At 51.1% G+C, this 18,392-nt stretch carries 11 protein-coding genes; all 11 read left to right on the top strand.

What is annotated here, in order from left to right; translation table 11 throughout:
* Positions 1-129: 129 nt before the first annotated feature.
* The 11 genes from MJA45_RS08575 (at position 130) to MJA45_RS08625 (ending at position 18,392) form a co-directional block, all read left to right on the top strand.
* Positions 130-1,266 carry a GntR family transcriptional regulator gene (locus tag MJA45_RS08575; protein ID WP_315606847.1) on the top strand — a complete coding sequence of 379 codons (1,137 nt, stop codon included), beginning with the start codon at positions 130-132 and terminating at the stop codon, positions 1,264-1,266.
* 351 nt (positions 1,267-1,617) lie between these two features.
* On the top strand, positions 1,618-3,015 hold the full coding sequence (locus tag MJA45_RS08580; protein ID WP_315606848.1) for an ABC transporter substrate-binding protein: 1,398 nt from the start codon (positions 1,618-1,620) through the stop codon (positions 3,013-3,015).
* Between the two features lie 103 nt (positions 3,016-3,118).
* Entirely contained in the window at positions 3,119-6,061 is a 2,943-nt protein-coding gene (locus MJA45_RS08585) for an extracellular solute-binding protein (protein ID WP_315606849.1), read from the top strand.
* 65 nt (positions 6,062-6,126) lie between these two features.
* Positions 6,127-7,047, top strand: coding sequence for a carbohydrate ABC transporter permease (locus MJA45_RS08590; RefSeq protein WP_315607968.1), 921 nt, complete (start codon positions 6,127-6,129; stop codon positions 7,045-7,047).
* A 4-nt stretch (positions 7,048-7,051) separates the two neighbouring features.
* The gene (locus MJA45_RS08595; RefSeq protein ID WP_315606850.1) at positions 7,052-7,921 is read left to right on the top strand and encodes a carbohydrate ABC transporter permease; all 870 of its coding nucleotides are present in this window, start codon (positions 7,052-7,054) and stop codon (positions 7,919-7,921) included.
* 23 nt (positions 7,922-7,944) lie between these two features.
* The gene (locus MJA45_RS08600) at positions 7,945-9,984 is read left to right on the top strand and encodes a YIP1 family protein (RefSeq protein ID WP_315607969.1); all 2,040 of its coding nucleotides are present in this window, start codon (positions 7,945-7,947) and stop codon (positions 9,982-9,984) included.
* A gap of 32 nt (positions 9,985-10,016) precedes the next feature.
* Positions 10,017-12,596 carry a DUF5696 domain-containing protein gene (locus tag MJA45_RS08605; protein WP_315606851.1) on the top strand — a complete coding sequence of 860 codons (2,580 nt, stop codon included), beginning with the start codon at positions 10,017-10,019 and terminating at the stop codon, positions 12,594-12,596.
* A gap of 2 nt (positions 12,597-12,598) precedes the next feature.
* Entirely contained in the window at positions 12,599-13,504 is a 906-nt protein-coding gene (locus MJA45_RS08610) for a carbohydrate ABC transporter permease (protein ID WP_315606852.1), read from the top strand.
* Positions 13,505-13,536: 32 nt separating this feature from the next.
* Complete coding sequence (locus MJA45_RS08615; protein ID WP_315606853.1) at positions 13,537-14,490, top strand: carbohydrate ABC transporter permease; 954 nt, start codon at positions 13,537-13,539, stop codon at positions 14,488-14,490.
* A gap of 114 nt (positions 14,491-14,604) precedes the next feature.
* Positions 14,605-17,361, top strand: coding sequence for an alpha-mannosidase (locus MJA45_RS08620; RefSeq protein WP_315606854.1), 2,757 nt, complete (start codon positions 14,605-14,607; stop codon positions 17,359-17,361).
* Positions 17,358-18,392: a carbohydrate-binding family 9-like protein gene (locus MJA45_RS08625; protein WP_315606855.1), complete on the top strand. Its 1,035-nt coding sequence runs from the start codon at positions 17,358-17,360 to the stop codon at positions 18,390-18,392. The genes MJA45_RS08620 and MJA45_RS08625 overlap by 4 nt, the downstream gene beginning before the upstream one ends.

Below are 18,392 nucleotides of genomic sequence, written 5' to 3' on the forward strand. Positions count from 1 at the left end.
GGGGAGAATAAAGCGTTTATTTGACTTTTTACGTCGAAAAAATATATCATATTGTTGCGAAGGAAATAAGTTTGGTATAAGCATGGTTTACCCTCTAAAACTCTAAGGAAGAAAAATGGATGTGATTCTGTGATTAATAATGAGAACAAACCTTTGTATATGGTCATAAAAGATGATTTGAAGATGAAAATCACCATGGGTGAGTACAGCCCAGAGGCGCAAGTCCCCACGGAGGCGGAGTTGGCTGAGCTTTACGGGGTCAGCCGCATTACATCAAAGCGTGCATTGGTGGAGCTGGAACGAGAAGGTTTGATCTACCGGAAGCGCGGAAGCGGAAGCTTCGTTAAGCAGCTTGGGGAACGCGAAGACAGCGGTGAATTGGTTAGCCCTATCATATCGATGATCGTGCCCTTCATGGCCTCATACAGTATGCCGAACAACCTGAAGGGCGCGTCGGATTATTTGGATGCGCACGGTTACTTTCTAAGCATACACAACAGCGATTGGAGCCTAAAGAAAGAACGAGAACTCCTGACAAAACTGCCTAAGAGCGGCAGCCGTGCTATCATATTGTACCCGGTCAGCTCTTCCGGCAATATCGAAATACTCAGTGCATTGCATAGCAACGGCTATCCGATCGTCACCATCGACCAGTATATTGACGGTTTGGGAATTACGAGCGTGACGTCGGACAACTATGCCGGCGGCTATGAGACCGCCACACGGCTCATCCGAGAAGGCCATACCCGAATTGCCTACGTATCGAGCATCAGCATCACCTACCGGAGCACGGTTCGCGACCGCTACTTCGGGTATTGCCAGGCACACCGCGAGAACGGTCTGACGATTGATCCCGAAATCGTCATTACGGATTACTACCGGCAAGTGAACGATCAAAATGCTCGAGCTTTCTATAGTGCGCTTCTCCATGATCTGATGCACAAAGGTGTAACTGCCATACTAACGGAGAATGATTATGTTGGTGTTGAATTATTGAAGTGTGCTTTGGAAATGGGGATCCCGGTACCGGAGAAGGTGGCCATTGTTGGGTTCGATAACGAAGAGATGTCCCAGCATTTAGAAGTTCCGCTTTCGACCGTTGAGCAGAATTACTATGAAATTGGATACAAGGCTGCTGAATTAGTGGTGCGAATGATATATCAAGATAAAAGCATCGAAACCCGCAATGTGGTGCCTGTGAACTTCATTGAAAGACAATCTACCCGCAAACAGCCAAAAGGAATAGACGACGACTCAGAAAACTAGGTCAAAGTACCTGAAAAGATATAGAAATATTCTTTTCGTTCCTATATTGATATACCTACTATTTACAAACCATAAAAGTGAATATATAATACGGATATAAATCAGGGGAAATATTATATCTATCTTGAATGCCCTTACATGCTCGTTTGATGCAAACAACTAGCTGAAGTGTTTCTAGATAGAATTTATTTTTCCTGTTTTTATTGGGAGCGTTGATGTCGAATAACTGCGAAACCACTTCGTATGAAGGTGGACTCCCCTGTTTTTCCTTGCAATAGGAGCCCACCCGTATACGAATATTTTGCAGAAGACCTTGCTTCCTCAAATCCGATCGAAGGGGGTATGGAGTAAATGAAAGCGCTTAAATGGGTTTCGAAGTCTGTCGTTCTCCCGCTCGTTTTAACACTTGCTGCTTGTTCCGGTACCGGTGGCGGAAGCAGTACGGCAGGCGAGACGGGTTCGCCGAGCAAAAGTCCCGAAAGCAGCACCTCAGCCGCGACAGCTTCACCGCCCAAAGTTCCGGACTTGGGCGGGCAAACCATCAAGATAGGTCAATGGTGGGATGACGCAGACCCCCGCAAAGTTCCTGCGGACAAAATCGATGCGGCCACTCAAAAACAGACTGACTTAATAAATGCGGCTGAGAAGAAATACAACTGCAAAATTGAATTCGTTAAATTCGGTGACTACGGCAAATATGTGGAGAACTTCACGACGACTTCGCTCGCCGGCCAACCGTTTGCGGATGTTGTGGTCCTTGAGCTGTTCTGGTCCTTCCCGACTCTGGCCAACAAAGGACTTATCCAACCGATCGACGGCTGGATTGATATGAAGAGCTCGAGATACAACGATTGGATGCGCAAAGGCGGCAGCTTTAACGGCAAGCAATATGGCTACTATGACGGCACGCCTTCCCCGTACGGTATCTTCTACAACAAGACAATGGTACAGAAGCTTGGTCTTGAAGATCCTTTCGAATTGCAGAAGAAGGGTGAATGGACTTGGGATAAATTCCGCGACTTTATGAAGAAAGCAACGCAAGACACCAATGGGGACGGCAAGCCGGATGTATATGGCTTTCCGGGCGGCAGGGTCTTCGATCTTGCGCAGCAACTGGTTTATGTGAACAAAGGAAGCGTTGAGAAGGATGCGAGCGGCCAATTCAAATTCAGCCTTGACAACGAAAATTCGATGCAAGCTCTGCAATTTGTGTCTGATTTGTACAATAGCGACAAGACATTCGATCCGTCTACGAACGATCCGAGCAAGGATTTCATTGCCGGCAAAGACGTCCTCTATCCCGGTTTCAGCTGGGAATTTAATGGACTTCGCGACAACATGAAAGATACGACGCTTGGATATGTGTTCTTCCCTAAAGGCCCGAAGTCGGACAAATACCAGTCCTACACCCAGTTCGGTAACATGTACTTCGCTCCGAAGTATTCCAAGAATGCGGAAGTTGCCATGAAGATCTATGATGAAATCAACCTTGGACCGGAAGGCAAGCAGTATTCCCTGCAAGGCTGGCAATCGGCTTACCCGACTCCTGAGCTGGTTGAAACCCGCAAACTAATGTCCGAAAACATTGATTACATATCCTATTTCTCGGTTCCCGACGGCCAAAAGTATTTTGGACAGATCGTCGAAGACATCACCAAAGGCAAGCAATCCCCGTCCAGTGCCGTTGAAAAGGTAAAACCCCAATTCAATGCGGCCATTGACAAATTACTTGCTGAATCGAAGCAGTAATTCTCGATCTTATTAGTTCTCTTGAAAACAGTGCCCCTGATCTCGAAGCCGTTCTGCGGTGAAGGAGATTGGGGGTCACTGCTTAAGAGAAGGGGGAGAAGCCATGCGGCGGCCAATCGTCAAAGCGATCGCCATCCTTGTTGTTATATCCATCATTATCTATTCATCGACCCTGTTGGCTGGCGGAGGTTCTGCCGCAAGGGCAGAACCTGTTGATCGACCGCTCGATGTATCAGGACTCCAAAATATGAAAGGCTCCGTCAATCCGGGAAGCTACGATGCCTATATCGCTCGATACTCAAAAGACTCCCGGCCGGAAAAGGACATCGTAATTCAAGGCGAAGACTTCGATAAGGCAGAGGGCATATCCCCAACCATCACTGACGATCTTGGCGACGGTACGCGAAGAGCCGCTCTGACCGGAGAAACCGGATCGATCGAATGGACATTTCAGGTCCCGGAAACTGGGCTTTATAATATCGAAATCAGCTATTACAACGTGAAGGGAAAAGATTCCGATATGGAACGCGAACTTGCCATCGATGGTGAGCTGCCTTTCGCGGAAGCCCGAAGTTTTGTATTCTCCCGTGTGTGGAAGGATGCAACACAAAAAATCGTACAAGATGATAACGGAAACGATATTATCCCCGATCAAGCGGAAGAGCCTATGTGGCAAAGCCAATTGCTTCGTGACTCCAACGGCTATTATTCGGAACCCTACCTGTTTTACTTCTCTAAAGGTACCCATAGGCTCAAGCTCACATCGGCGAAAGAATCGATGGCCATTGATTCTATCAAATTAACAAACCCGCCTGGCCCGCCATCCTACAAAGATTTGATGAAAACGTACATAGATCAAGGCTATCAACCCGCGGATCAGGTGCTGATCAAAATACAAGGTGAGCACGCTGCATACAAGTCTTCCCAGACGCTCGTGGCCTATAACGACAGGTCGGATCCGGCCAATGAACCATTCAGCGTATCCAAGCTCCGCAACAATGCGGGCGGCGGGTATTCGTGGAGAATGCCCGGACAATGGATCGAATGGGAAGTGGACGTCCCCAAGGACGGCCTCTATCAAATAGCATTCAAAAATCATCAAAATTATTTGCGGGGGATGTCGTCACTCCGGCGGTTGTACATTGACGGCAGGCTTCCGTTCGCCGAGGCCAACCGGATCGGTTTTCCGTATTCCAGTGACTGGCAGTTCAAGATTATTGGCGAGGGATCAGATAACCCTTATTCCGTGTATCTGGCAAAGGGCAAACACAAGATTCGCCTCGAAGTGACGTTGGATGACTTGGCACCTATTCTGAGGGCAACACAAGCCAGTATTCTTCAGCTGAACAATATGTACCGGCAAATTATCAGTTACACCAGTACAACTCCGGATCAGTTCCGGGATTATCAACTGGAAGAGCGCATTCCCCATATGGTGCCTTTGTTTCGCGAACAAAGCAGCTTGTTGGATAAGATCGCAAGTATTATTGAAGGCTCGTCCGGCAAGAGCAATGAAAACTCAGCATTGCTTCATACGCTCGCCTATCAATTGAAAGATATGGCCGCCAAGCCTGAGACGGTTCCTTTACGGCTTGAATCGTTCAAGGGAAATGTCGGAGCGCTGGGCAGCTGGCTGTTGACGTTACCCGAACAGCCTCTGGCGATTGACTATCTGATCGTAAGTACTCCCGGAGCGAAGCTCCCCTCACCAACAGCTTCGGGCTGGGGACACTTCCGGAGCAGCACCCAATCGTTCTTTGCTTCTTTTTATGAAAAATATGATCAATTTTCCGGAGAAGATGACGGGGGCAAAAGCATTACCGTATGGATGACATCTGCCCGGGATCAGGTACAGGTCATGAAACGGTTGATCGAAAACGAATTCACGCCAAAGACGGGAATCAACGTTAAATTGAGGCTGATTGGGGCCGATGTTGTCCTTCCCGCAACGCTGGCGGGAAAAGGCCCGGATATCGCCCTGCAGATGGGTAACGATACGCCGGTCAACTTCGCAAGCCGCGGCGCCCTGGTCGATTTGTCCAAGTTCGCCGATTTTGGTCAGGTGAAGCAACGGTTCCTGCCAAGCGCGATTGTGCCTTACGAATATGGCGGTGGAGTCTATGGAATGCCCGAGCAACAGACCTTCCCGATGCTATTCTACCGTAAAGATATCCTGGATGAACTGCATTTGAAGGTTCCTCAAACCTGGGAGGAAGTTTATACCTTGATACCGGAGCTGCAAAAGCACCATCTCGAATTCGGGCTGGAGCAAAAGCCGTTGGATATGATGGGCAACGAAGTCGTCACCAGCAATGCGCTCCCCCCGAATCCTGCTTTTGCGATGATGCTTTCCCAGCAAAACGGTGAATTCTACACCGAGGATCAACAGGCGAGTGCGCTTGACACCGAAAAATCCATGTTGGCATTCAAACAACTTACCGATTTGTATGTCAATTATAAACTGCCTCTCACCGTTGATTTTGCCAACCGCTTCCGTACAGGGGAAATGCCAATCGGCATTATGGACTATACGATGTACAACAAACTAAGTGTATTCGCTCCGGAATTGAAGGGACTGTGGGAATTTGGTCCTGTACCCGGCACGACGGGCCCTGACGGCACCATTCATCGAGAAACCGGCAGCGGCGGCACCTCGTCCGTCATGTTCGAAGCAGCCAAGGATAAAGAATCGGCATGGGAGTTTTTGAAATGGTGGACCAGCAAACAGACACAGTTGGATTTTGGACGGCAAATGGAAATTCGACTCGGCCAATCGGCCCGATACCCGACCGCCAATATCGAAGCGTTTCACCTGTTGCCATGGCCGGTCCGGGAGTTGAAGGAATTGGATGTTCAGTCGAAATGGGTCCGCGGAATTCCCGAAGTGCCGGGCGGATACCTGACGGGACGGCATATCGACAACGCCTTCCGGCGCGTTGTTAATCAGGGCGAAGATCCCCGTGAATCTCTGGATTACTACGTGCAGTACATCAATGACGAAATTACGGCGAAACGCAAGGAATTCAAACTTCCCTACCGGAAATGAGGGGACCCGAGATGAAACCGCAAGCCAGTAAATCAGCCGTACTGTGGGGGGGCAGGATGCTCTCGATGTCCGCCTCTCATCTTAAAGAACGTGTTCGCCTGGTATGGCGTGATATGAAAAAGTATAAGCACGCTTACGTACTGCTAGCCCCTTATTTCATAATCTTTTTGACTTTTACCGCATTCCCGGTTTTAATGTCGGTGGCACTCAGCTTCACCAATTTCAATATGCTCCAATCCCCCGAATGGGTCGGCTGGAGCAATTATGCGAAATTATTCGTGAATGACGACATATTCCTCATATCACTGAAGAATACGCTGTTGTTTGCCGCCATCACCGGACCGATCAGCTACATGGCTTGCTTCCTTTTTGCATGGCTGGTGAATGAACTGCCTCCAAAGATTCGTGCCATTATGACTTTGATCTTGTACGCACCCTCGATATCCGGAAACACCTACTTGATCTGGCAGCTTATTTTTTCAGGAGACTCCTATGGGTTCGCCAATTCCTTCCTGATGAACTGGGGGTTTAGCCTGGAGCCGATTCAGTGGCTGCAGGATACGAAGTACATGCTTGTCATCTTGATGATTGTGCAGCTGTGGCTCAGTTTGGGAACGGCATTTCTTGCGTTCATCGCCGGTTTGCAAAACGTTGATCCGACGCTTTATGAAGCAGGCGCCATCGATGGAGTACGAAACCGTTGGCAGGAGTTATGGTTTATTACGCTTCCGGCCATGCGCCCGCAGTTATTGTTCGGAGCCGTCATCCAGATCGCCAGTTCGTTCGCCGTAGCGGAAATATCGATGAACCTGGTCGGATTCCCGAGTGTGGATTACGCGGCGAATACCATTGTTACCCATTTGATCGATTACGGCACCATCCGTTTTGAGATGGGTTACTCCTCTGCCATTGCTACCGTTCTGTTCGCCATCATGCTACTGACGAACCTGATCACGCAGCGGCTGCTACGGAAGGTGGGGGAGTAAGGGGATGAAAGCCATTTTCCATATTCGCAAACGGATCAATCGTTCTTGGTTGGTCGATATGCTGCTGTTCTTCTTGTTATGCGGAGTGGCATGCTTTATGGGATTGCCGCTCGTGTTCACCATCAGCAACGCATTCAAGCCGATTGACGAGATTTTTCTGTTCCCGCCGAGACTGTTGGTTCATCATCCGACATGGAATAATTTCTTTGCATTGAAGGATATTTTTGCCGATTCATGGGTTCCGTTCTCCCGGTATGTGTTCAATACATTCTTTATTGCCATCATCGGGACCGTCGGGCATGTGATCATCGCTTCGGCGGCGGCATACCCGTTGGCCAAAATCAAATTTCCGGGACATAAAATCCTGTTCCATATCGTCGTGCTCTCCCTGATGTTTACGGCTTACGTCACGCAGGTGCCGAACTATATGACGATCACCTGGCTCGGGTTGATCAATACCTATTGGGCCGTGATCCTGCCGGCCTTCGGCATGACGCTCGGCTTATACCTCATGAAGCAATTTATGGAACAGATTCCGGATTCGCTTCTGGAAGCGGCCCGAATCGATGGAGCCAGCGAGTATCGCACCTTCTGGCAGACCGTCATGCCGATCGTCAGGCCGGCCTGGCTGACGCTGATTATTTTCTCCATCCAGGGGCTGTGGACGTCGGGTGCCGTAAGCCACAAATTTATTTACAGCGAGCAGTTAAAGACGGTCGACTATGTGTTTGGCCAGGTTGCGAGCGGCGGTCTTGTGCGGACGGGGCCTGTCGCCGCGATTACGCTGCTCATGATGATCGTGCCGATTACCGTATTTATCGTTTCGCAAAGCAACATCATCCAGACGATGTCAACATCGGGGTTGAAGGAATAGACGGGGGGATTCGCTTGAGACGAATGTTAACGGCCATGTTCACGGCCTTCCTGTTGATCGGTTGGTCCATCCCCGCTTTCGCTTCGCCAGCCGAAACCTATACGTATTCATTCTGGGGAAAACCCGTTCCCGCACCTGAACCGTATGCCGTCGCCGGTGTGGCGAACGGAATCGACTTGGGTGTCGGAGCACTGAAGACGCCGAATGATCTGCATGTGGCGGCGAATGGAACGATAGTCCTGGCGGATACGGGAAACAACCGGGTTCTCGTTATGAATAAAGAGATGAAAGTGACTCGCGTGATCGATCGCTTTCATACCAACGATACCTTTAACGGACCGGAAGGCGTCTTTCACGACGGCAAGGGGCAGATCTATGTCGCCGACACGGGGAACAGGCGAATTGTCGTCGTGAAAGAGGACGGCACTTTTGTCCGAACGATCGGGGAGCCGAAATCACCCCTCCTGCGCAATACGTTCCAATACACTCCGGTGAAGCTAGCCGTCGATCGGGCCGACCGAATCTATGTCGTCAGCAAGGGATCGTACGAGGGCATTCTTGAATTTGAATCGGACGGCAGGTTCGACGGGTTCGTTGGAACCAACAAGGTGAAATTCAACCCCATCGACCTGCTTTGGAAGCGGATTTCAACCAAGACGCAGCGCAGCCAGATGGAGCAGTTCATTCCGCTGGAGTTCAACAATCTGGATATCGGGCAGGACGGCTTTATCTTTACAACCACTTCGGAGGAAGATTCGGATCAGCCCATCAAAAAGCTGAATCCTTCCGGGGCCGATATCCTACGGAGCAAGGGTTACTTTCCTCCCAAGGGGGATACCGGCAACCTGATGCTTGGAAGCCGGCGGGGCAGCTCCATTTTTGTCGATGTCACCGGAGACGTAAGCGGCATGTACAGCGGTTTGGATTCCAAGCGCGGCCGTATTTTTACCTATGACAAGGACGGGAATATGCTGTACGAATTCGGCGGACTGGGTTCCCAGCAATCCAATTTCCGAACGCCCGTCGCCATCGCCATGCAGGGAGAACAGGTTCTTGTGCTGGATCGGGACATCGGGCGCATTACGACCTTAGCGCCGACCCGATATGGTTCGCTCATTCGCGAAGCCGTCGTTAATCTCAGCAACGGGAAGGTCGAAGCTTCGACGGCCGCATGGAGCAAAGTGCTTCAGTTAAACGCCAACTACGATATTGCCTATAGCGGCATCGGGAAGTCGCTCTTAAAGAAAGGCGAGAACCGGGAAGCGATCACCTACTTCAAGCTCGGCAACAACCGGGAGTGGTATTCGGAGGCGTTTAAGCGTTACCGCAAGGAAGTGGTCCAAAGTCATTTCGGGACGATCGTTCTCATCGCAGCCATCGTCATCGCCTTCATTGCCTTTGCGGTGAAATGGGGCGGACGCCGTCTCGCCGGACAATATTACGAGGAAGTCGGCATGCTGCGAAACCCGTTTTATACGATGATTCATCCGTTCAACGGGTTTTGGGAGATGAAGTACGAACACAAAGGCCGTATCAAGATAGCGCTCGCCATCTTGTTCGCCCTGGTGGTTTTCCTGATCATCAAGCAGCAGTACAGCGGATTTGTCGTTAATTTCAGCAATCCGGCCGAATGGAACAGCATGGATACGCTGAAGTTTGTCGTCCTTCCCTTCGTTCTTTGGTGCGTCGCCAACTGGTCGCTCACTACGCTGATGGATGGGGAAGGCAAGTTCCGCGAGATCGTCATGGCCACCGCTTATGCGCTCATGCCGTTCCTCGTGATCTATCTGCCGCAGACCTTGTACAGCAACGTGATTACCCAGAACGAAGCATCGTTCTATTACCTGTTGGACGGGTTGGCTTTGGTATGGTTTATCTGGCTGCTATTTGTCGGAACCATGACGGTTCATCAGTATACACCGAGCAAAACCGTCGCAACGATGCTGCTAACCCTTGTTGTCATCGGCATCATGCTGTTCCTTGGTGTTCTGTTCTTCAGCATGCTGCAGCAAATGATCAGCTTCGCCATTTCCATCTTTCGGGAATTGTCATTCCGATACTGACGGATGGATCCGGGGTCTAAGGAGGAAAGAACGTGGCGGCAAGGAAAAAAACAATGGCGCTAGGTATTCTGGCCGGCATGCTGGCACTTACCAGTGCAACAGCGTTCGGGGATACGGGAAAGGACACTTCTGTGAGTCGGACGAAGACCGTTCAAGCTGCGCCGGCAAGTGAACCGGGGTCCGTTCGCGTGATTGAGGACAAGGCGACCGTATCTGAGCCTATAGGGAATACGGCGGAAGAGCTTCAAGCGTTAACGGGGATGGAGTTGGCTGCAGAGAACGAAACGTTTGCGCTATACGTGAACAAGACAAAAGGGGATATCGCACTCAAAGACAAGCGGAGTGGTTTTGTCTGGTTTTCCAACCCACCGGGTCGGGAGCGGGATCCGAAAGCATCTCCTCAGTATAAAGCTGACATGGCCTCTCAGTTTGTATTGACGTATTACAACGACAAAGGCCAGACTAACAATTTCAACAGCTTTGACGACAGTGTCAGCAAAAAACAGTTTCAAATCGAGAAGGAAGAGAACGGGATTAAAGTAACCTACCAACTTGGCAAGATCACCAAATCGTTCAACAACATCCCGCAGGCGATCAGCAAAAAAAGATTCGAAGAACAAATTCTTAACAAAATCACAGAGCAGGCAAAACGCGACGACATCGCCTTCAAGTTCAAGCTGGATCAAGCGAAGGGTATCTACACACCGTACAAACTTCAGGATTATGTTGCCGCCGACTTATCGAAAACGCTGGAGGAAATCGGCTATACCCAAGAGGAAGCGGAAAAAGATAACGAAGCGAACGGGGTGAGCATGCAGAAGGCAGAGGATACGATCCACTTTACCGTCGTCCTTCATTACACACTGAATCAAGAGGGATTAACCGTCAAGATGCCGGGGAGTGAGTTGGTATACCCCGCTTCCTATCCTATCGCATCGATTCGGCTGCTCGGTTATTTTGGCGCTGCCGGTCCTTCCGATCAAGGTTATATGCTGGTTCCAGATGGCTCCGGTGCCTTGATTAACCTTAATAGCGGCAAGTTGACTGCAGAGCCCTTCAACCAGCCGATCTACGGTCCAGACGGCGCCTTCGATACGAAAGAACAGCTGCAGGTGAATGAAACCAGCCGCCTCCCCCTTTTCGGTATGAAGAGAGGCAACCGGGCCTTCATCGGCTTGATTGAGGATGGAGAAGCGATGGCCTCTGTAACGGCTGATATCGCCGGCCGGAACCACTCGTACAATTATATCGGGACCAGCTTTCGCATCGTGTCCATGGACTTTTACACGTTAACGTCGGGAACAAAGCAAAGCTCGGTGTCGAGGTTCGAGAAGAAACCTTATAAAGGCGATTACACGATCAGCTACCGGTTCCTGAACGACGCTCAAGCCGATTACATTGGTATGGCGGCGATATACCGCGATGAGCTTGTTCGCAAGGCGGAGCTGAAGAAACTGACCAATACGGGTGACTCGCCGTTCATCGTTGAACTGCAAGGTGCCTTCCGCAAACAGAAGTCATTCATCGGCCTTCCGTACACCTCCACGGAAGCCTTAACGACTTACAAGGAAGCAGAGGAACTGTTGAAGCAATTGAAGACACAGGGGGTCAACAGCCTGGCTCTGCGATATGTCGGCTGGTTTAACGACGGCATTCGCCACACGAGCCCTACGGACATCAAGCTGGAAGGCGAACTTGGCGGCCGCCAAGCGTTCGACAGTCTGGTTAGCTACGCAAAGACTAACGGTGTGGGATTTTACCCGGATGTCGCATTACTGGAAATGTATAAAAAAAGGAAGCAGACCTCCCTGTTTCTCGATGGCACGAAAGCGAAGGTTTACGAGTACGATCGAGTCACCGGCTATCAGAACGAGAGGGGGCGCACGCATTATCTGCTCTCCCCCGCTGCGCTGCAAACCGTCGTGTCGAAGTTTTCCGAACACTATCGGAAACTCGGAGTACCGGGCTTGTCGCTCAGAGATTTAGGTGATGAAGCGAATTCAGATTTCACCCCTGAGGCTTCGATAAACCGACAGGCGGCCGTGGACCTCGCTAAGAAAGCAGTGGAGCAGCTCACCGAAAAGAATGAAAGTCTAATGGTGACTGGCGGCAATGCTTATCTGTTGCCTTATGCGAATATTATTGTAGAAGCTCCGACCCGAAGCAGCGGCTTTAATCTAACGGATCAAGATGTACCTGTTTACCAAATCGCGCTCCATGGTTATTTTGACATTGCCGGCCAACCATTCAACATGAGCGGCGGGCAGGATCCGGAGCTTCGCATGCTTCAGGCTTTGGAGACGGGCGCGAGCTTTTATTATCAATGGTTTTACCGGGACTCCTCGCTCGTGAAAAACACAGATTTTGATGATCTGTACGCATTGCATGCGGCGGACTGGATCGATAGCGCGGTTGCGATGTACCAGCAAGCAAATCCTGTGTTAAAGAAAGTCCGCGGCGAAACGATCACCGGACACCGCCGGTTAGCAAACGGGGTAACGGAAACAACTTTCTCAAATGGCATGCAAATTACCGTCAATACGAACCCGTACCCGGTCCTCGTAAACGGCAGCCGGATCGAAGCACGGAGTTACGCAGCCAAGGAGCGTTGAATATGAAAAAGAAATTCGGATGGTCGTTGGAACAAAGAAAAGCTTGGTACGGCGTGCTTTTTGCTTCGCCACTCCTCTTCGGCATGATCTTGTTGTTTATTCTGCCTCTTATTCAATCCTTTCGTTACAGCCTAAGCGACATCAATCTGGTTCCGGAAGGCTTCCAGATTGATTACAGAGGATTCGGGCACTACACGGATCTGTTTGTGAAGAATCCGGAGTTCAACCGGAAACTTGCCGATTCGGTCATCGATATGGTGGTTAATGTGCCGATCATTATTATTTTCAGTCTATTCGCCGCCGTTCTGCTCAACCAGAAGTTTGCTGGACGTGCGCTGGCGCGGGCGATCTTCTTCCTTCCCGTCATTCTGGCGGCAAGCGCGGTAGCCAATCTAGACATCAGCAGCTTTGTCGGCTCCTCTGTGCTCGGAACCAGTGATGGCGGCACAGACGGAAGCTCATCCTTGCTGCAAAGCTTCGAGCTAAAAAAAATGATGATCGATTCAGGTCTGGCCCCCTTCCTCGTTCAATACATCACGGGAGCAGTCGACCGGATCTATGAGATTATAAGCTCATCTGGCGTGCAAATTCTCATCTTTCTCGCAGGCCTTCAATCCATTTCGCCGTCATTGTACGAGGCGTCGAAGCTGGAGGGGGCTACCGGTTACGAAATTTTCTGGAAAGTGACTTTTCCGATGGTAACGCCTCTCATCCTGACGAACACCGTGTACTCGATTATTGATTCATTCAATACCAACAAATTGAACCAGTTGATTTCACAAACCGCCTTCCAAACGTTCAACTTTGGGGCGAGTGCGGCCATGGCATGGATCTACTTCGCCGTCGTCGCGATCGTGCTTGGGATATCAGTGGGATTGATTTCCCGAAAGGTGTTCTATTACGTTTGAGGCATGGCCCAATAGAAAGGAGGCGAGTGCCCGTGCGCGGCACCGCATTGCTCAAAGAACGGTTGATTGAACGCCATAATCCCGGCAAAAAGCTTAAAACATGGAGCTGGAAGCTCATTCGCGGCATACTGATCACGGGGTTTTGTTTCATTATTCTGTTCCCGCTGTTTCAGCGCATCTCCGTCGCTTTCCGAAGCAAACTGGACATCTATGATCCTACCGTGCTTTGGGTCCCTCGCCACTTTACTCTGGACAATATCAAATTCGCCATAGAGGCAACGCATTATGTCTCAGCATTATGGAATACCTTGTGGATCTCATCAGGAACGACGATTATTCAACTCTTCACCTGCTCACTGGTTGCTTACGCTTTTGCCCGACTGCGATTCTGGGGCAGTAACGTCTTGTTCATGCTGGTGATCTTCACGATCATCGTGCCGCCGCAGACGATCATGATCCCGGTGTATATGACTTTTCGGTACTTCGATTTGTTCGGCTTGATTCCGCTCTTGACCGGCAAGCACAGCCTGAATTTGATCGATACTTTCTGGCCGTTTCTTATTTCCTCCTTTACCGGTATGGGATTGAAAAACGGATTGTACATCTTTATCTTCCGTCAATTCTTCCGAGGGATCCCCAAGGAATTGGAGGAAGCCGCTTATGTCGATGGCGCAGGCATCTTCATGACATTCCGGCGCATTATTATCCCCAACACGATTCCGGCAATCGTGACAGTCCTGCTGTTTTCCTTCGTCTGGCAGTGGAATGACAGCTACACGGTCAGTTTGTACTTAAGCCAACTGAAGGTTTTATCCACCTCGATTATGGATATGGGTGCTGCGGTCGGCAAGGAACCCGACCCCGTCTACCAGTCGATGTTACTGAGTACCGGTGTGCTGCTTGTGACCGGACCGTTAGTCATTATGTATTTGTTTGCCCAGCGTTATTTTGTGGAGAGTGTAGAGCGGACGGGGATTATAGGATAATAAATCGATTGTGCCGGCTTATGTCAGCCTTAATTCGAAATGACAACAATAAAGTGGTTGGTGAGAACCGCCCGGTGTTTCAGCTCGCGGCACCGTAAAGAGAGGGTAGGAAGAATGACCGATCATAAACGCACGACTGCCCATATCATCTCGCATACCCATTGGGATCGTGAGTGGTATTTACCGTATGAGAAACACCATGTTCGCTTGGTGAAGCTGATGAATACACTCCTGAACGTCATGGAATCCGACCCCGATTACCGCTATTTTCATCTGGACGGCCAGACGATCATTCTGGAGGATTTTCTCCAAGTGCACCCTGAACGCAAGGAGCAGCTGGCATCCCTTATCCGCTCCGGGCGTATCCAGATTGGACCTTGGTATGTCCTTCAGGATGAGTTCCTGACGAGCAGTGAAGCCAACGTGCGGAACCTGCAGATTGGACACCAGGATGCGTTGGCATTCGGGGCCGTTTCCAAGCTGGGATACTTTCCCGACTCCTTCGGGAACATGGGCCAAGCACCGCAGATGCTGAAGCAGGCGGGAATAGACACGGCCGTATTCGGACGAGGCGTAACGCCGACCGGTTTCAATAACACTGTGCAGCACGAGGAGGAGTTTAAGTCACCTTACTCGGAAATGCTCTGGGAGTCCAAGGACGGCTCGCAGGTGCTCGGCATTCTTTTCGCCAACTGGTACAGCAACGGAAATGAAATCCCGACCGACCGCCAACAGGCGATGGAATATTGGGACCGCAAGCTTGCGGATGCAAAGCGATTCGCCTCGACACCTCATCTATTATTTATGAATGGATGCGATCATCAGCCGATCCAAACGGACCTATCTTCCGCACTTCAAACGGCTCGGGAGCTCTATCCCGCTGTCGACTATGTCCATTCGAACTTTGATGATTACATCGACGAGGTTAAACGCGCATTGCCCGACAGCCTGTCCGTAATCCGGGGCGAACTGCGCAGCCAGCGTACCGATGGATGGGGAACTTTGGTTAACACGGCTTCGTCGCGCATCTATCTCAAACAGATGAACCATCTCGGCCAGACCTTATTGGAAAAAGCGGCCGAGCCCACAGCAGCATTTGCTGCGATGCTCGGGACACCTTACCCCCACCATCTATTCACCTACGCCTGGAAAACACTCATGCAGAATCATCCGCACGACAGCATCTGCGGCTGCAGTATCGATGAGGTGCACGATGAGATGGTGACGCGGTTTCGCAAGAGCCGTCACGTGGCGGAAGCGATACTCGAAGACAGCCTGAAAACCATTGCCGAACAAGTGGATACGTCCCTATTTGAAGGAATGGGTGAGGGGGCGACATCGTTCATTGTCATCAACAGTTCGGGCTGGGCTCGGAGTGGAACGGTTTCGATCGAGCTTGACGTGAAACGGGTTTATTTCCGAGAAGGCATCGAAATCGAGGAAATGCGGCGCCTTGTCAAAAATGTTTCTCTTGGCGGCTTAACGTTGGTCGCTGAGTCGGGAGCCGACGTTCCGTTTACCCTTGAGGACCAGGGAACGGGTTTTGGTTATGATCTGCCCGACGACCGCTTCCGTCAGCCTTACCTTACGCGACGTGTACGTGTAACCTTTGAAGCAACGGAGGTTCCTGCCCTGGGTCTGGCTTCCTACGCATTGGTGCGGAAGAAGGATTCGATGCCGGCTTCGCCAACCAGTCTGATTACCGCAGATCACGTGATGGAGAACGAGTACCTTGTCGTGGCCATAGCGGACAATGGGTCGCTTACAATCTCCCACAAGGCTACAGGACGTATCTATCGGGGGATTGGGGTTTACGAGGACACCGGTGACATCGGGAACGAATATATGTATCGGCAGCCGGACACGGATGTTCCCATAACGACGCGTGAGCTCACCGCCGATATCCGTCTCGTAGAAAACACTCCGTACCGGGCTGCTTTCGAGATTATCCATCAACTGGACATTCCTGAAGATGCGGATGAACAGCTCCAGAGAGAAATGACGGAGATGGTGTGGTTCACCTCCAGGAAGTCCGGTCGTTCCCGCAAAACGGTACCGTTGATGATTCGCACGCTGGTCTCCTTAGAGAAGAGCGGGAGAGCGGTAGGGATAAAAACCGAATTCGACAATCAGGCGAAGCAGCACCGACTCCGCGTCTTCATTCCAACGGGGCTCCAAACCGGCAAACATTATGCGGATTCCATCTTTGAGGTTGTGGAACGGGACAACAGGCCGGCTTCCGGGTGGACAAATCCAAGCAACTGCCAGCATCAGAACGCGTTCGTTACCGTGGCTTCCGCGGATGCCGGCATAACCGTCGCGAATCGCGGGCTTCAAGAATACGAGATCCTGCCGGATCAGGAAAATACCATTGCCGTAACGCTGCTTCGTGCGGTAGGCGAGCTTGGAGATTGGGGGTATTTCCCTACTCCGGGTGCACAGTGCATCGGTAAGCATACAGTTGAATTCAGCATTATGCCCCACGAGGTCGGGGAGACCCCTTGGGAGGCGTCTTATCGGGATGCGTATCAATTTGGAATTCCCTTGCTATCGGTTCAGACGGATGTGCATCCGGGCACAGTGGGACCGCGACATTCTTTCCTCGAATGGGAGGGGCCTCACCTGGCGTTTTCATCATTGAAGGCGTCGGCCGAAACCGGCGATTTTGTAGCGCGATGGGTGAATTTGGCAGAGCGGATTACAGAGCTGTCAGTTCGCCCCGATCTTGACAACTGCACGTTCTATCGAAGCGACTTGCTTGAGACCGTCGGTGAGGCATTTGCGGCGGATGCTAAAGGCACCCTGAAGGAATCCGTTGGGAAGGCGAAAATCGTAACCTACGGCTTCCGTCGGAAGGAGGGTTCCGAGTGAATTTGGGCCCTGTACCGATTCCCCGGTTCGATCCTTATGCGCCGCTTCATTATGTATGCCGGAGAGCGCAAGGAAAGCCAGCTATGAACGGCAAGCTGGATTCCCCTTTCTGGGAGAAGGCGCCGTGGACATCCGACTTTGTTGATATTGAAGGCGACCTCAAGCCGAAGCCCTGGAAGCGGACGCGGGTCAAGATGCTGTGGGACGACGAGTACCTCTACGTCGGGGCGCTCATGGAAGAAGATGAAATCTGGGGGAACGTTCGCGAGCGCGATGCCGTTATTTTTCATGATAACGATTTTGAAATATTTCTGGATCCCGACGGCGATACCCATCTGTATTATGAACTTGAAATCAACGCCCTTGGAACGGTCTGGGATTTGCTTTTGCCGAAGCCTTACCGCGACGGCGGCCCTCCGGTAAACGGTTGGGACATCCAGGGACTGAAGACGGCCGTACATATCGACGGGGAGCTGAACAATCCCTCGGCCGTAAACCGGGGGTGGAGCGTGGAGATCGCTCTTCCCTGGAAATCGCTTAAGGAGTGCGCTGCCGGAGGAAGAGCTCCCGTGCCGGGCGATTCCTGGAGAATCAATTTCTCCCGTGTAGAGTGGCATGTAGAGGTGAAAGACGGCAAGTACGTGAAGAGGGCCAACCCCGAAACAGGCCGCACCTTGCCTGAAGAAAACTGGGTATGGTCGCCAATGGGGCTCATCAATATGCATTATCCCGAGCTCTGGGGATATCTGTGGTTCGCCGGGGAGGAGGGGCCCTTTGATCCCGGTAGGGATCCGGATGCCCAAACCAAGTGGGAGCTTCGGCAGCTGTATTATTTGGAACGCAAGTATCATGCGGAGAAGGGAGCCTTCTGCAGCGATTGGGAGATCCTAAAAGGAGAAACGAGCTGGTCGATGGAGCCCCGGATCGAAGCGGGGACCTGGTTTTTCGATATTTCGGCAACCGCTTCGGACGGCCTAAGCCGACTGCATATCCGGGAAGACGGCAAGCTATGGAGAGAGGGAGGAAGCTAA

It is taken from the genome of Paenibacillus aurantius (assembly GCF_032268605.1).
Classification (GTDB): domain Bacteria; phylum Bacillota; class Bacilli; order Paenibacillales; family NBRC-103111; genus Paenibacillus_AO; species Paenibacillus_AO aurantius.

Coding starts and splice junctions, on each gene's coding strand:
- MJA45_RS08580 (WP_315606848.1), top strand. CDS start 1,618: ATGAAAGCGCTTAAATGGGTTTCGAAGTCTGTCGTTCTCCCGCTCGTT.
- MJA45_RS08585 (WP_315606849.1), top strand. CDS start 3,119: ATGCGGCGGCCAATCGTCAAAGCGATCGCCATCCTTGTTGTTATATCC.
- MJA45_RS08590 (WP_315607968.1), top strand. CDS start 6,127: ATGTCCGCCTCTCATCTTAAAGAACGTGTTCGCCTGGTATGGCGTGAT.
- MJA45_RS08595 (WP_315606850.1), top strand. CDS start 7,052: ATGAAAGCCATTTTCCATATTCGCAAACGGATCAATCGTTCTTGGTTG.
- MJA45_RS08600 (WP_315607969.1), top strand. CDS start 7,945: ATGTTAACGGCCATGTTCACGGCCTTCCTGTTGATCGGTTGGTCCATC.
- MJA45_RS08610 (WP_315606852.1), top strand. CDS start 12,599: ATGAAAAAGAAATTCGGATGGTCGTTGGAACAAAGAAAAGCTTGGTAC.
- MJA45_RS08620 (WP_315606854.1), top strand. CDS start 14,605: ATGACCGATCATAAACGCACGACTGCCCATATCATCTCGCATACCCAT.